Source organism: Saccharopolyspora pogona, assembly GCF_014697215.1.
Taxonomy (GTDB): Bacteria; Actinomycetota; Actinomycetes; order Mycobacteriales; family Pseudonocardiaceae; genus Saccharopolyspora; species Saccharopolyspora hattusasensis.
Window position 1 is genome coordinate 4,268,900 of sequence record NZ_CP031142.1, and the last position, 12,491, is coordinate 4,281,390.

Sequence of the window (12,491 nt, forward strand, 5' to 3'; positions counted from 1 at the left end):
GAACCGGAAGTCAGCCGGCGAGCTGCTTGAGCCGCTCGAAGCCTTGCTGGTACTGGTTCAGGTCGGTGTTGCCGCCGATGCCGGCGACACTGCCCTGGTCGGTGTACTGCCAGAAGTCCCAGGCGTTGAAGCCGTTGGGCACCGCCGGGCTGTCCACGCCGTAGGACGCCAGCCACAGCGCGTGGCCACCGAAGATGTCGGTGCCGCCCATGCACTGCCGCCAGAACGACGGGTTGGCGTAGATGATCGGATCCTTGCCCGTGCGCTCCTTGACCTTGTCGTTGAAGGTCTTGGTCCACAGGTGCATGTCGGCGACGGACAGGCCGTAGCAGCCGCCGCTGTTCGGGTCCACTTCCAGGTCCAGAACCGGGGGCAGGGTCTTGCCGTCGGCCTGGTAGTCGGCGATGTTCAGGAACCGCTCGGCCTGCGCCTCCGCGGAGGACGAGCCGGGCCGCGCGAAGTGGTAGGCGCCCGCGATCAGGCCGGCGTTCTTGGCGCCGTGGTACTGCTCGCTGTAGCGGGGGTTGCTGAAGCCGGTGCCGTCGGTGGCCAGCACGAAGGTGAACTTCTTGCCGTCGGCCGCGACCTTGCTCCAGTCGATGGCGCCGTTGTGGTTGGACACGTCGATGCCCTCGACCGGCGGGCCCAGCGGGGCCTGCGGGACGGGCTGCGCCTGGGGCGCGGGGGCCTCCTGCGGGGCTGGGATCGGCTGCTCGGCCTGCGCCGGGGCATGCGCCGGGGCCTCCTGCGGGGCCGGGATCAGCTGCCCGGCCTGCGCCGGGGCATGCGCCGGGGCCTCCTGCGGGGCCGGGATCAGCTGCCCGGCCTGCGCCGGGGCATGCTGCGCCTGGATCGGGGCTTCCATCGCGGCGTCATCGACCTTGGTCTCGTCCGGGCCAGCCACGGCGCTGCCGATCACCAGGCCCACCACGCCGACGGCGGCGATGGCGGCACCCGCCTGCATGGACCGCGTGCGCGGAGCCCGCCGAACGGACTCGGGGAGCTTCTCCATGTGCGGCGCAACCCTCTCCCGGAGACGCCGCACCGCGGGTGCTTCCTGAATCCGCTGCAGCAGCGGTGCCAGCCACTGCAGTACGCGCTGGATCAGCGGCGCGACCCACTCGCCGACGCGGTGCGCCGCCGGCCGCACACGATCCACTGCCGTGCGCAGGGCCTGGTCGGCACGCAGCGCAGCGGAACGCAACCCGCGGTCAGTCGCCTCGTTCGGGGCCGAGGCGCGATCGTTGTTTTCGGGGGATCTTGTTTGGTCGGAGGATTCGGGGTTCACGAGCCCCACACTTCAGCACGGAGCGTGTACTTGCATCGCGGTTTTTACGTACGCGAATACCTGGATTGACCCCATCAAGCTACGTCGGCCGCTTGATCCGTCACGATTAGTGACACCGAGCCGGTTGGTGACAGCATCCTAGCGGCCCATGTCACAGGCCCCGCACCGCAGGTCCGCACCGTCAGCGCCGGACAGCAAAATCGCAGGTCGTTGGCCGTGAGCGCGTTGACGCACCATGGCACCACGACGCTCACGGCATTGACCAGGCAAAACGCCCATACCGGCTAGATCCGGTACAGGCTCCGGGACACGTGGCTGGACGCCTGCTTCGCCCGCAGCTCGCACAGCTCCGCCTCCGGCTCACGGGCCTCGACGACCTCAGGCGTCGCACCCGGCGCCAACGCGGCCGGTGATGCCGAGCGTCAGCGGCATCGAGTTTAGGTGGGCCTGCAACCCGGCCGTTTCGGCGTACCGGCGGTACCGGCGGTAGCGGTGGTAGCGGCGGACCACGTTCTCCTGCGCGATGATCGTCGGCCGCGTCACGGCGGCGTTCGCCGTCGGCGAGGAACGCGGGCACGCCGTAGTTGTAGCCCATGTGCCCGTGGCTGTAGACGATCCAGCGAATCGGGGCGTCGGCGTGCTGCCGCAGGTCGGCGAGCGCGTCCGGTACGAGAGCGGGGTTCGGCCCGGTCGACCACCGGCAGCCCCTGGCCGGTTTCGTCGACCAGCGTCCGCGACGTAGCCATCCGCGTACGGTACTCAACGGCCGCGCGTGGGACGGATCTCCACCGCCGACGGGTTTTTCGAGGGCTAGCAGCAATCGGCGGGCCCATGCGCAAGCACGGGCCCGCCGGTGCGACCAGCAAGAGTCACACCACGATGTGGTCCCCGTGGCCGCCGATGCCGCCGCCACCGAATCCGTTACCGCCGATGCCGGGCCCACCAGGACCACCGTGACCACCGGGGCCACCGGTCCCGCCGTTGCCGCCGTCACCACCGGTGCCGCCACCCTGGCCACCACCGGTGCCGCCGCCGTCACCGCCGCCACCGCCGTTGATGACGATCGGGTTCCAGCCGCCACCCCACGGGAACGTCGACATGACCGTGCGCGCGGGCAGGAACTCCACACGCTGGTCGCCGAGCTCCGCGGAGCTCAATGGTTCGCTGTTTTCGAACACTTGATCCTCCCTCGTTCGAATGGGCCGGATGCCGCGCGGAGATCGATGCCCAACAAGGTCAAACCCCCAGATCCCCATCCCAACGCCCCAGATTCGTTGGCATCAGCACGGACGGTAAGAGCATCCGCGATCCAGCGCAGCCCGAAAACCTCCGACGAGGAGAATCGCAAACGCGTAAACCGCCGACCAACGCAGATCCCCTCCTCCACGACCTGCGGCAACGCACTCCGGAGAGGCGGACGAGATCAATTCGGATCGACATCGTCTCCGCTCCGCGAACGGAGCGAGGCCGCAACCTTGTTCGCGAACTTCTCGCAGAAATTGTTTTCCACTAAAGCCGCGTCCCGTAATTTCCGGCGACCGCGAGCGTCGGGCGAATCCCTCGATGCGAAACGGCCCAGGCCTGGAGCCGGCCTGGAGCGCGGGGCGGAGGCAACGCGACGTCGTTCTCCTGGGACGACGCGTACCGGCATCATCAACGCCGGAGCCACGGGGCCGCCGCCCCCGGCAACGACCTACCACACGAAGATGCCGTCCCCGTTGCCGCCGATGCCGCCGCCACCGACGCCGTTGCCGCCGATACCGGGCCCGCCAGGACCACCGTCACCGCCGCGACCAGGGGCCCCGCCGTTGCCGCCGTCGCCGCCGTCACCGCCGCCCTGGCCACCACCGGTGCCACCGCCATCGCCGCCACCGCCGCCGTTGATGACGCTCGGGTTCCAGCCGCCACCCCACGGGAACGTCGACATGACCGTGCGCGCGGGCAGGAACTCCACACGCTGGCCATCGAGTTCCGCATGGCTCAAGAGTCGAATCTCGTCGAACACTTATTTCCTCCTTCGTGACTGGGTCCGGAAGCCGCGCGAGGAGATCGATGCCGAAACAAGGTCCAAGTCCCCCAAGATCCCCATTCCAACGCCCCAGATTCGTTGGCATCCGCACGAATGTTAAGGCTCGTCTTCAATCCACCGCATCTCGAAAATTTCCGCCAAACGCGTAATCACAGAGGCGTCCCGTAATTTTCGGCGGCCGGGAGCGTCGGGCGAACCCGGTTCGGGCAAACCCGGCAATGCGAAACGGCCCAGACACTGCGCTATGCGGAGATCCGCGGCGGAAACGACACGCCGCCGAATACCGGATGAAGATCGACTCGAGCGGGCGGCGGTGGCGCGAACAGAGCACGCGCACGATCACCCGACATCACTCTTTCGAATTCCAGGAATGCCAGTCCTCCTGACCTAAGCTCGGCGACTGTTTAGCCCAGCAGTGATCACAGCGGGTAAAGGAGTTGCGTCGATGAGTAACCGTCCACGCCGGGCCGTTCCCGCCGAGGTGCCGAGCACGGCGCTCTCCGGCGGCAGTCACATCTCGGGAACGCGCTGGGCCGACCGGTGGCCGCTGCCCAGTGCCGCCATGCTCGCCGCGGCGTTCAGCCTCATCGCGGTCCAGCCGGCCGACGCCGCGGTGCCCGCCTGCACCCGGACCCCCAACGGTTCCGGGGAGAACATCTACTGCAGCCGGGGTGTGCCGGCCGGGATGACGCTCGATGGCACCGACGGCAACGACCGGATCGTGCTCAACGGGGCGTTGGCGGGCACTATCAACGCAGGCGGTGGCGACGACACGATCATCATCACCGGTCGCAGCGGCGGCAACGGCGGCAAGGGCGGCAACGGATATCTCGGCGCCAGGAGCGGTGATCGAGGCGCCAACGGCGGCAAGAACGGCGGTAGCACCGGCGGTACCGCCGGCCTGAACGGTCTCGACGCCAGGAGCAGCGCGAGGGCCGGCGGCAGCGCAGGTGTCGGCGGCCCCGGCGGTAGCGGCGCTCCTGCGGTGACTTCCACCGGCATCATCAACGGCGGACCCGGGAACGACACGATCACGATCACCGGCGGCAAGGGCGGTACGGGCGGCGAAGGCGGCGACGGTGGTCCGGGCAGCACCAACCCCGCCGACGCGCGCGGCGGCGCGGGCGGCAACGGCGGCGCGGGCGGCATCGGCAACCTCGGCCGCATCTACCCCGGCGAAGGCAACAACAAGATCACCATCACCGGCGGCGACAACGGCGATGGCGGCATAGGCGGCAACGGCGGCCCCGGCACGGCGGACACCCGCAGCGGAAACGGCGGTGTCGGGGGCAACGGCGGCGGTGGCCGCCATACCGACAACGGCAACGGCGGTGTCGGTAACGGCCCGACGGGCACGATCCTCAGCACTGGCGACGACGACATCACCGTGCAAGGCGGCAAGGGCGGCCGCGGCGGCACCGGCGGCAAGGGCGGCGACGGCGCGCCGAGCGCCAGCAGCTTCCGCATGGGCGTCGACGTGGAAGGCGACGGCGGGACCGGCGGCACCGGGGGCGGTGGCGGAGCCGCGAACAACGGCAACATCATGTCCGAGGGCGCTGGCAGGGCCACTGTCGACGTCCTCGACGGCGTCGGCGGTGACGGCGGCAGCGGCGGCGACGGTGGCGACGGCGACGGCATCGGGAGCACGCCCGGACTCCAGGGCCACGGCGGCCTGAACTCCATTGCGGACACCGGCGGAGTCGGTGGCACCGGCGGCCGCGGCGGCCACATCGGCACCACTGAGGATGCTCGGCGGAACCCCTGATGAGCGTCGCGAACCCGAACCAACCATGGCGGCCCCGCGCTCCGCCGTCCCCTTCCCCCCGTCCGGTGGTCGATCGACGGTCGGACCTCGACACGATGCGCACACACCTCCACGAGCGGCGGAAAGCCGTTTGCCCGTAAGGGTGAATCGAAGTGCGTCAGGCGTTCGGTGCTTCTAGGTTCTGCCCGTGCGCCAGGAACGTGCCGCCGCGGCGCATCCAACGGGGTGGCCGAATTCCGGTTTTTCCCTGTGAATCCCCTCGAATTGCGAAGGAGCACCAGATGCCACAGACCTCTCGGTCGCTGAGCGCTGCCGAACTGGCGGACCAGCGCGTCGAGTTCCTCCCGGCGCGCACCGTCATGTCGACGTTCTGGCTCCCCTGGAGCGGCGACGACGTGCTGGCCCCGTACTACCCGCCCGCGCCCACCCACACCGGAACCGTGACCGGGGACGCCAATGTCACCACGACCGGTGACATCAACGGCGGCTCCGGCGGCACCGGCGGCGGCAACGGTGGCGGCCAGGGTGGCGGCAACGGCGGTAGCGGCGGCAACGGCGGCATCGGCGGCGACGGTGGCGACGGCGGCAACGGCGGCAACGGCATCGGCGGCAACGGCTACGGCGGCCCCGGCTTCGGTGGCACCGGCGGCGGCAACCCCGGCTGACGTCGAGAGATGTGAGCAGTACGGCGTTCATGGCGAAGCATTGGCCAGCCACTGAACGCTCCACAGTCGGCGGGCGCGACCTCCTCCACCACCAGGGACGATGTCGCGCCCGTCGGCCATTTCCGGACCGGATGAATACCCTGGAGTCGCAATGGCAGCCCCGCACCAGGCCGGGTCGCCCCCGGCGGACGAGGACGTCGCGGGCCTGGCGGTGCCAGCGCTCGTGCCGGGCACCGAGCTGATCGGCCGCTACCAAGGTTCCGGGCATCGCGAAACGCCGTACCTGGTCCGCCGGCCCGATGGTCAGATCTTGCAGCTGTCGCACCTGCTGTACCTGGTGGCGGCGGGGCTCGACGGGCGGCGCAGCTTCGCCGGACTCGCGGCGCGCCTCAGCGACGAATCGGGCCGCGGCGTCACCCCGGGGCAGGTGTTCTTCCTCGTCGAGAACAGGTTGCGGCTCGCCGGGATCGTGGCGGCCGACTCCGAGACCGACCGTCCTCCGGAGGCGGCGCCGAAGGGGCGGGATCGGTTGCTGGCGTTGAAATTCCGCGTCGCGCTGGTGCCCGAGCACACCGTCGCGATCATCTCGCGCGCGTTCCAGCCGCTGTTCTGGCCGCCGGTGGTGGTCGTCGTCCTGTTGGCCTTCGTCGTCGCCGACGTCTTGTTGGCGGTGCACGGCGGCGCCGAGCAGGTGGTCACGGGCGCGAAGGACCTGCTGAACCAGCCGGAGCAGATCCTGCTGGTGGTGGGCGTGCTGATCGTCGCCGGGATGTTCCACGAGTGCGGCCACGTCGCCGCCTGCCGGTACGGCGGCGCGCGGCCGGGCGCGATGGGCGTGGGCATCTACCTGGTGTGGCCCGCGATGTACAGCACGGTCACCGATTCCTACCGCCTCAGCCGCGGCGGCCGGCTGCGCACCGATCTCGGCGGTCTCTACTTCAACGTGATCGCCATGCTCGTCATGATCGTCACCTACGCGCAGACCGGCTTCCCGTGGCTGCTGGCCGCGCTGCTGGCGTGGCAGGCGACGAGCGTCTGGCAACTGCTGCCGTCTATCCGCTTCGACGGCTATTACATCCTGAGCGATCTGGTGGGCGTTCCCGACCTGTTCGACCGGATGGGGCCGATCCTGCGCAGCCTGCTGCCGGGCCGGCGCCCGCACCCGCGCGTGCAGGAGTTGAAGCCGTGGGTCCGCCGGGTGATCACGGTCTGGGTGGTGCTGGTGATCCCGTTCATGGCGTACTGGATCGTCGCGTTCCTGGTCCTCGCGCCGTACGTGCTGCCGACCGTGTGGCAGGCGCTGGCCCTCCAGTGGAACGGCGTGGGCAGCTCGATCCAGGCAGACGACGCCGCCGGAGCCGTGGTCGGCGTGCTCCGGCTGGCCCTGCTGGTGCTGCCGTGGGCGGGCATCACCCTGGTCCTGACCAACCTGGTACGACAGTTCGTCCGATTTGTCGGCAGTTGGCGAGCCCGCCGCGCGCTAGAACCCAGTTAGCGCCGCTTCCCGGTGGACCCGCGGTGATCGCGTGGTCTCAATGCGCGAGGATCCGACACGCCGACGTGAGTGCCGACGTCGGGCGCGACCGGTGTCCGGCAGAATGCTCGGTCGGATCTGGCGAAGTTCGCAGAGAAGGCGGAATTAGCATCGTGACGACTGTTCATCAGAAGATCGCCGAGGAGCTCGGCGTCCGCGAGCGCCAGGTGCAGTCAGCCGTCGAGCTTCTCGACGGCGGGGCGACTGTGCCATTCATCGCGCGCTACCGAAAGGAAGCGACCGGGGCCCTCGACGACGCCCAGTTGCGCACGCTCGAAGAGCGGTTGCGCTACCTGCGCGAGCTCGAAGAGCGGCGCACTACGGTGCTGGATTCCATCCGCTCGCAGGGCAAGCTGACCGACGAGCTCGAAGCGCAGATCAACGGGGCGGACTCGAAGGCGCGGCTGGAGGACATCTACCTGCCGTACAAGCCCAAGCGCCGCACCAAGGCCCAGATCGCCATCGAGGCGGGCCTGGAACCGCTGGCCGACCAGCTGCTGTCGGACCCGAGCAACGACCCGCAGGAGACCGCGGCCGGTTTCGTGGACGCAGAGAAGGGCGTCGCCGACAGCCAGGCCGCGCTGGAGGGCGCACGCTCGATCCTGGTCGAGCGGTTCGCCGAGGACGCCGACCTGATCGGCGAGCTGCGCGAGAAGGTGTGGACGCGCGGCCGGATGGTCTCCAAGGTGCGCGAGGGCAAGGAAGAGGAAGGCGCGAAGTTCGCCGACTACTTCGAGTTCTCCGAGGGGTTCGCGGACCTGCCATCGCACCGCATCCTGGCGCTGTTCCGTGGCGAGAACGAAGAGGCCCTGGAGCTGTCGCTGGAGCCCGACGACGGCGCGGAGCAGGTGGGCCCGACCGACTACGAGCTGCGGATCGCGCAGCAGTTCGGCATCGCCGACAAGGGCCGCCCGGCCGACCGCTGGCTGTCCGATGTGGTCCGCTGGGCGTGGCGGACCCGCGTCCTGACGCGGCTGAGCGTGGACATCCGGCTGCGGCTGCGGCAGAACGCCGAGGACGAGGCGGTCCGGGTGTTCGCGGCGAACCTGCGCGACCTGCTGCTGGCCGCGCCGGCCGGATCGCGCGCCACGATGGGCCTGGACCCGGGCTACCGGACCGGCGTGAAGGTCGCGATCGTCGATGGCACCGGCAAGGTCGTCGCGACGGACACGATCTACCCGCACCAGCCGCAGCGGCAGTGGGACCAGGCAATGGCCAAGCTCGCGACGCTGGCGAAGGCGCACCACGTGGACCTGATCGCGATCGGCAACGGCACGGCGTCGCGCGAGACGGACAAGCTGGCCGGCGACCTGATCAGCCAGAACCCGGACCTGAAGCTCACCAAGATCTCGGTGTCCGAGGCGGGCGCGTCGGTGTACTCGGCGTCGGCCTACGCGTCGCGCGAGCTGCCGGCCCTGGACGTGTCGCTGCGCGGCGCGGTGTCGATCGCCCGGCGCCTGCAGGACCCGCTGGCGGAGCTGGTGAAGATCGACCCGAAGTCGATCGGCGTCGGCCAGTACCAGCACGACGTTTCGGAGACGAAGCTGTCGCGTTCCCTGGACGCGGTGGTCGAGGACTGCGTGAACGCGGTCGGCGTGGACGTGAACACGGCGTCGGCGCCGCTGCTGACCAGGGTGTCGGGCATCAGCGAGGGGTTGGCGGACAACATCGTCCATCACCGCGACACCAACGGCGCGTTCCGGACCCGCACGGCGCTCAAGGACGTGGCGCGGCTGGGGCCGAAGGCGTTCGAGCAGTGCGCGGGTTTCCTGCGGATCCCGGACGGCGACGACCCGCTGGACTCGTCGGCGGTCCACCCGGAGGCCTACCCGGTGGTGCACCGCATTCTGGGCAGCACCGGCGGTGATATGACCGGTCTGATCGGCAACGCCAGGGTGCTGAAGTCGTTGCGACCGCAGGACTTCGTGGACGACAGCTTCGGTCTGCCGACGGTGACGGACATCCTCGCGGAGCTCGACAAACCGGGCCGCGACCCGCGACCGGAGTTCAAGGCGGCGACGTTCGCGGAAGGTGTCGAGAAGATCGCCGACCTGAAGCCTGGCATGACGCTGGAGGGCGTGGTCACGAACGTGGCGGCGTTCGGCGCGTTCGTGGACGTGGGTGTGCACCAGGACGGTTTGGTGCACGTGTCGGCGATGTCGAAGAACTTCGTCAGCGACCCGCGCGACGTGGTGAAGTCCGGAGACATCGTCCGCGTGAAGGTCCTCGACGTCGACATCCCGCGCAAGCGGATCTCGCTGACGCTGCGCCTGGACGACGAGCCGGGTGCCGGGGGCCGCCAGGACCGCGACACCGGCCGGGGCCAGGGCGGCGGTCGCGGCCAGGGCGGCGGCGGTCGCAACGGCGGCGGCCGTGGCCAGGGCGGCGGTCAGGGCGGTCAGGGCGGTCAGGGTCAGGGCGGTCAGGGCAGCGGTCAAGGCGGCGGTCAAGGCCGGGGCGGCCAGGGGCGCGGCGGCCAGCGCGGTCAGCGCAACGACGCGCCCGCCGGATCGATGGCCGACGCTCTCCGCCGGGCGGGCTTCGGCAAGTAGCTGTTTCCGCTGATCAGAGGTCGTGAGTGCGAAAGCCGGTTCTTACCGGTTTTCGCACTCACGACCCCAGCACGTCAGGGCTCGAACCGCCCAGCCTTGACGGCGGTGACGAATAACCGCCACTGCTGAGCGGTCGTGGTGAAGTACCCAGCAGCCCGGTCCTTCGTGTCCCGAACCGCCGCGCCGTAGGTGGTTGGAGCGACCTCGACGCACGCGGTCTGCTGATGTGAACGGCTCGACTTTCGCCAGCCAGTAGGCTCTCGGGTCATGTCCTGCTCTCCATCTCCTCAGCCACCTTGGCGATGAGCTCGCCCGACTCAGCCGGACTCATCGCCAACTCGCGCAGCGTATCTGTGGCCGACCGATATGCGTCCGTTTGTTCTTGCTCGTAAAGGAACACCGCAGACGCGTACTGCTCCAGATGAACAATCGGATCCGCCTTCGGGAACTCAAACAGGATGTAGGAACCGAGAAGCGCGGGATGCCAGACATCGAGGTCAGCTGGGATCACCTGCACCGTTACGCTTGGCCACTCGGACATGCTCAGGATCTGCCGGAGTTGGTCAGCCATGACCTCCGGCCCGCCAATTGCAGTTCGCAGCGCGGTCTCCAGCGCAAGGAACGTGAAGCGCGGGCCCTTCTTGCGAGTCAAGACGTCACGGCGTCCGACGCGCAGTGTCACTCGGGTTTCTAGATCGCTGGGCGGTGCTCCGACACCCGCACTCATCAGGGCACGTGCGTAGTCCGCTGTTTGAAGCAAGCCAGAGATGACAAACGGCGAGACTTCCGTGATCTGCTTGGCAGTCTTCTCGAACTCGATCAGCGTGGTCAACTCGTGGTGCACGCCAGGAACACCAGGAGACATCCAGTTGGCCCGCTCGGCTCCACGTGCGAGCTCGATAACCCGTTCACGTTCGGCTTCTGGCACGCCGACGGCAGCAAGCACACTCGCCGCGAACTCGGGTGTGGCAACAGTCCTTCCACTCTCGCAACGAGACAGTTTCGAGTGATCCATACCAAGCCTGCGCGCCAACTCTCGCACGCCTATTCCATATGCCTCTCGGGCTTTTCGCAGCTCAGCGCCGACAATCCGCGCCTTTGGGCTTCCTCCAGTGGTGCGCTTCATGCACCAATCTTATCCTCCGACGCGCCATTTTGGATCACCGAATAGTGGCATTGCGCAGGTAAAACGAACTGGTGCATGCTGGTGCACACCAGATGCACCAGCTTTCGACGATGGGGGTCGCCGATGTATCCGTTTCATTGGGTGCCTGCTGCGGGGCGGCGGCATGCGAGCTTGGACGAAAGGCCTTGTGGTTGCCCGTATCCGACCGGCACTCAGGTGACGACCTTGTGCCGCCAGGAGCTTTTGGCCGATAACAGCGAGTTGGCTTGGCTCTGGGAGACCTGCCCGGATTGCAACCGGGAGGCTCGGCAGCTCGCCGGTGTCGGCCCGTGAGCCCGAAAACCGCCGCGCTGGCGGTGTTCCTGCGCCGAACCCAATGGCTGCTCGACGATCTCGCGTTCCACGCGGGCGCAGGCCACCTCGACGCCGAGGACATCGACAAGACCGCCGCAGCCCTCGAAGAAGTCGTCCACCTGCTGAGGGAAAACCGACCGACCACGGCCGCCCGACCAGAAGGAACCGCCTGATGCCACCGCTGTGGACCGCTCTGTCCTGCATGTGCTCGATGCTCCTCGGCATGACCCTGATGTACGCCTACCGCAAGCGCCTCCCCCAACACACGGGAGCAGGAGAAGGCGCGACCAACGTCTGGCAACTGATCGAGCACGTGGAAGCCGAAGCGACCAGAAACGCCACCCCGACCGGGAAACACCACCTCCGAGAACCCCGGGAACCAACCGAACCATCCGCAGTGGACACGATCCCGATCCCCGGCCCCCAAGCACCCCCACCCCTGGAACTCCACCACCGAGTCCTGGAAGCCCTGCAACGGCTCTAGCCCCCAGAACCCGGCTCGATGCCACTTCCCCCGACCCCAGGCATCGAGCCGAGCGGCCGGGCGACGCACCGCCCCTCCCCGGCGCCGCCCGGCCGCACCCCGACCAAGAATCCACAATGGATGCCTCGACTCGGTATTACTAGCCGATCAGGAACACCGTCGCCAACGCGATGTTCCCCAACATCCGGTTTCCCCACCGTCCCGCCGATCGCGATGTGTTGAGCAGGAACGGCGGGAAGTCCCCGGATGGTTCGAGCGGCCTGCAGGAAGACACCCATGCTCGGAATCCCCAAGCCATTGGCCACGTGGTAGCCGAACGGCACCGAGCCGCACTGCAGCAGCACGTCGGCACCCCGTTCCGCCGCGTCCAACACACCGCGGCCGACCTCACGCATGTAACGCGTGGTCCGCTCGATGCGCTCCGCCAGCTGCCGCGGCGAAGCCCGGCGCTCCGCTGGCTGCGGGACCAGGTCATGCAGCTCACCGGGAACCTCGCGGAACTCCAGGCTATGCTCGCGGGCCATCCCGGCGAACTGCCGGTGCGCGGCGACGGCGACCGGATGGCCCGCGTCACGGATCCGGCACCCCAACCCGACGTACGGAGCGACATCGCCGCGCGACCCGATGGCGGTAATCAGAACTCGCACCGGGCGAGTATTACTTGCTCGGCAGAAGGTGCCCTTCACTCGGTTTC

At 68.7% G+C, this 12,491-nt stretch carries 14 protein-coding genes; 7 read left to right on the plus strand and 7 right to left on the minus strand.

Going from position 1 to position 12,491, the window contains the following annotated elements; genetic code table 11:
* Nucleotides 1-10: 10 nt before the first annotated feature.
* From DL519_RS19410 to DL519_RS19425, 4 genes are all read right to left on the minus strand, one after another.
* The gene (locus tag DL519_RS19410) at nucleotides 11-1,288 is read right to left on the minus strand and encodes a lysozyme (protein WP_223839275.1); all 1,278 of its coding nucleotides are present in this window, start codon (nucleotides 1,286-1,288) and stop codon (nucleotides 11-13) included.
* Nucleotides 1,289-1,666: 378 nt separating this feature from the next.
* Nucleotides 1,667-1,831, minus strand: a complete 165-nt coding sequence (locus DL519_RS19415; RefSeq protein ID WP_190816868.1) for a hypothetical protein — start codon at nucleotides 1,829-1,831, stop codon at nucleotides 1,667-1,669.
* 326 nt (nucleotides 1,832-2,157) lie between these two features.
* The gene (locus DL519_RS19420; RefSeq protein ID WP_223839276.1) at nucleotides 2,158-2,466 is read right to left on the minus strand and encodes a hypothetical protein; all 309 of its coding nucleotides are present in this window, start codon (nucleotides 2,464-2,466) and stop codon (nucleotides 2,158-2,160) included.
* 515 nt (nucleotides 2,467-2,981) lie between these two features.
* Complete coding sequence (locus tag DL519_RS19425) at nucleotides 2,982-3,293, minus strand: hypothetical protein (protein WP_223839277.1); 312 nt, start codon at nucleotides 3,291-3,293, stop codon at nucleotides 2,982-2,984.
* A 469-nt stretch (nucleotides 3,294-3,762) separates the two neighbouring features.
* Here DL519_RS19425 and DL519_RS48810 point away from each other — a divergent pair, with 469 nt between their 5' ends.
* The 4 genes from DL519_RS48810 to DL519_RS19445 all read left to right on the plus strand — a co-directional run bounded on the left by DL519_RS48810 (nucleotide 3,763) and on the right by DL519_RS19445 (nucleotide 9,833).
* Nucleotides 3,763-5,082 (plus strand): hypothetical protein, encoded by a 1,320-nt coding sequence (locus DL519_RS48810; RefSeq protein ID WP_190816870.1) that lies wholly within the window; start codon nucleotides 3,763-3,765, stop codon nucleotides 5,080-5,082.
* Nucleotides 5,083-5,363: 281 nt separating this feature from the next.
* Entirely contained in the window at nucleotides 5,364-5,747 is a 384-nt protein-coding gene (locus DL519_RS19435) for a hypothetical protein (RefSeq protein WP_190816872.1), read from the plus strand.
* A gap of 151 nt (nucleotides 5,748-5,898) precedes the next feature.
* Nucleotides 5,899-7,242 carry a hypothetical protein gene (locus DL519_RS19440; RefSeq protein ID WP_190816874.1) on the plus strand — a complete coding sequence of 448 codons (1,344 nt, stop codon included), beginning with the start codon at nucleotides 5,899-5,901 and terminating at the stop codon, nucleotides 7,240-7,242.
* A gap of 149 nt (nucleotides 7,243-7,391) precedes the next feature.
* On the plus strand, nucleotides 7,392-9,833 hold the full coding sequence (locus DL519_RS19445) for a Tex family protein (RefSeq protein ID WP_190824073.1): 2,442 nt from the start codon (nucleotides 7,392-7,394) through the stop codon (nucleotides 9,831-9,833).
* Nucleotides 9,834-9,907: 74 nt separating this feature from the next.
* Here DL519_RS19445 and DL519_RS19450 read toward each other — a convergent pair whose 3' ends face one another.
* A complete protein-coding gene (locus DL519_RS19450) occupies nucleotides 9,908-10,102 on the minus strand; it encodes a DUF397 domain-containing protein (RefSeq protein ID WP_190816876.1) in 195 nt (64 codons plus the stop codon).
* The gene (locus DL519_RS19455) at nucleotides 10,099-10,959 is read right to left on the minus strand and encodes a helix-turn-helix domain-containing protein (RefSeq protein ID WP_190816878.1); all 861 of its coding nucleotides are present in this window, start codon (nucleotides 10,957-10,959) and stop codon (nucleotides 10,099-10,101) included. Before DL519_RS19455 ends, DL519_RS19450 begins: the two co-directional genes overlap by 4 nt.
* A gap of 123 nt (nucleotides 10,960-11,082) precedes the next feature.
* Here DL519_RS19455 and DL519_RS19460 point away from each other — a divergent pair, with 123 nt between their 5' ends.
* Genes DL519_RS19460 through DL519_RS19470 form a run of 3 tightly spaced genes read left to right on the plus strand, consistent with a single transcriptional unit; the run spans nucleotide 11,083 to nucleotide 11,797 of the window.
* Entirely contained in the window at nucleotides 11,083-11,292 is a 210-nt protein-coding gene (locus tag DL519_RS19460) for a zinc finger protein (RefSeq protein ID WP_223839281.1), read from the plus strand.
* Nucleotides 11,289-11,486, plus strand: coding sequence for a hypothetical protein (locus tag DL519_RS19465; RefSeq protein ID WP_190816882.1), 198 nt, complete (start codon nucleotides 11,289-11,291; stop codon nucleotides 11,484-11,486). The genes DL519_RS19460 and DL519_RS19465 overlap by 4 nt, the downstream gene beginning before the upstream one ends.
* The gene (locus tag DL519_RS19470) at nucleotides 11,486-11,797 is read left to right on the plus strand and encodes a hypothetical protein (RefSeq protein WP_190816884.1); all 312 of its coding nucleotides are present in this window, start codon (nucleotides 11,486-11,488) and stop codon (nucleotides 11,795-11,797) included. Before DL519_RS19465 ends, DL519_RS19470 begins: the two co-directional genes overlap by 1 nt.
* On the opposite strand, the gene DL519_RS19475 is transcribed toward DL519_RS19470, so the two are convergent.
* Nucleotides 11,794-12,444 carry a glycosyltransferase gene (locus DL519_RS19475; protein ID WP_190816886.1) on the minus strand — a complete coding sequence of 217 codons (651 nt, stop codon included), beginning with the start codon at nucleotides 12,442-12,444 and terminating at the stop codon, nucleotides 11,794-11,796. The genes DL519_RS19470 and DL519_RS19475 overlap by 4 nt on opposite strands.
* Between the last annotated feature and the right edge of the window lie 47 nt (nucleotides 12,445-12,491).

Excerpts from the sequence above, each read along its gene's own strand:
- DL519_RS19440 (WP_190816874.1), top strand. The coding sequence starts at position 5,899 with ATGGCAGCCCCGCACCAGGCCGGGTCGCCCCCGGCGGACGAGGACGTC.
- DL519_RS19455 (WP_190816878.1), bottom strand. The coding sequence starts at position 10,959 with ATGAAGCGCACCACTGGAGGAAGCCCAAAGGCGCGGATTGTCGGCGCT.
- DL519_RS19450 (WP_190816876.1), bottom strand. The coding sequence starts at position 10,102 with ATGACCCGAGAGCCTACTGGCTGGCGAAAGTCGAGCCGTTCACATCAG.
- DL519_RS19435 (WP_190816872.1), top strand. The coding sequence starts at position 5,364 with ATGCCACAGACCTCTCGGTCGCTGAGCGCTGCCGAACTGGCGGACCAG.
- DL519_RS48810 (WP_190816870.1), top strand. The coding sequence starts at position 3,763 with ATGAGTAACCGTCCACGCCGGGCCGTTCCCGCCGAGGTGCCGAGCACG.
- DL519_RS19470 (WP_190816884.1), top strand. The coding sequence starts at position 11,486 with ATGCCACCGCTGTGGACCGCTCTGTCCTGCATGTGCTCGATGCTCCTC.
- DL519_RS19460 (WP_223839281.1), top strand. The coding sequence starts at position 11,083 with ATGTATCCGTTTCATTGGGTGCCTGCTGCGGGGCGGCGGCATGCGAGC.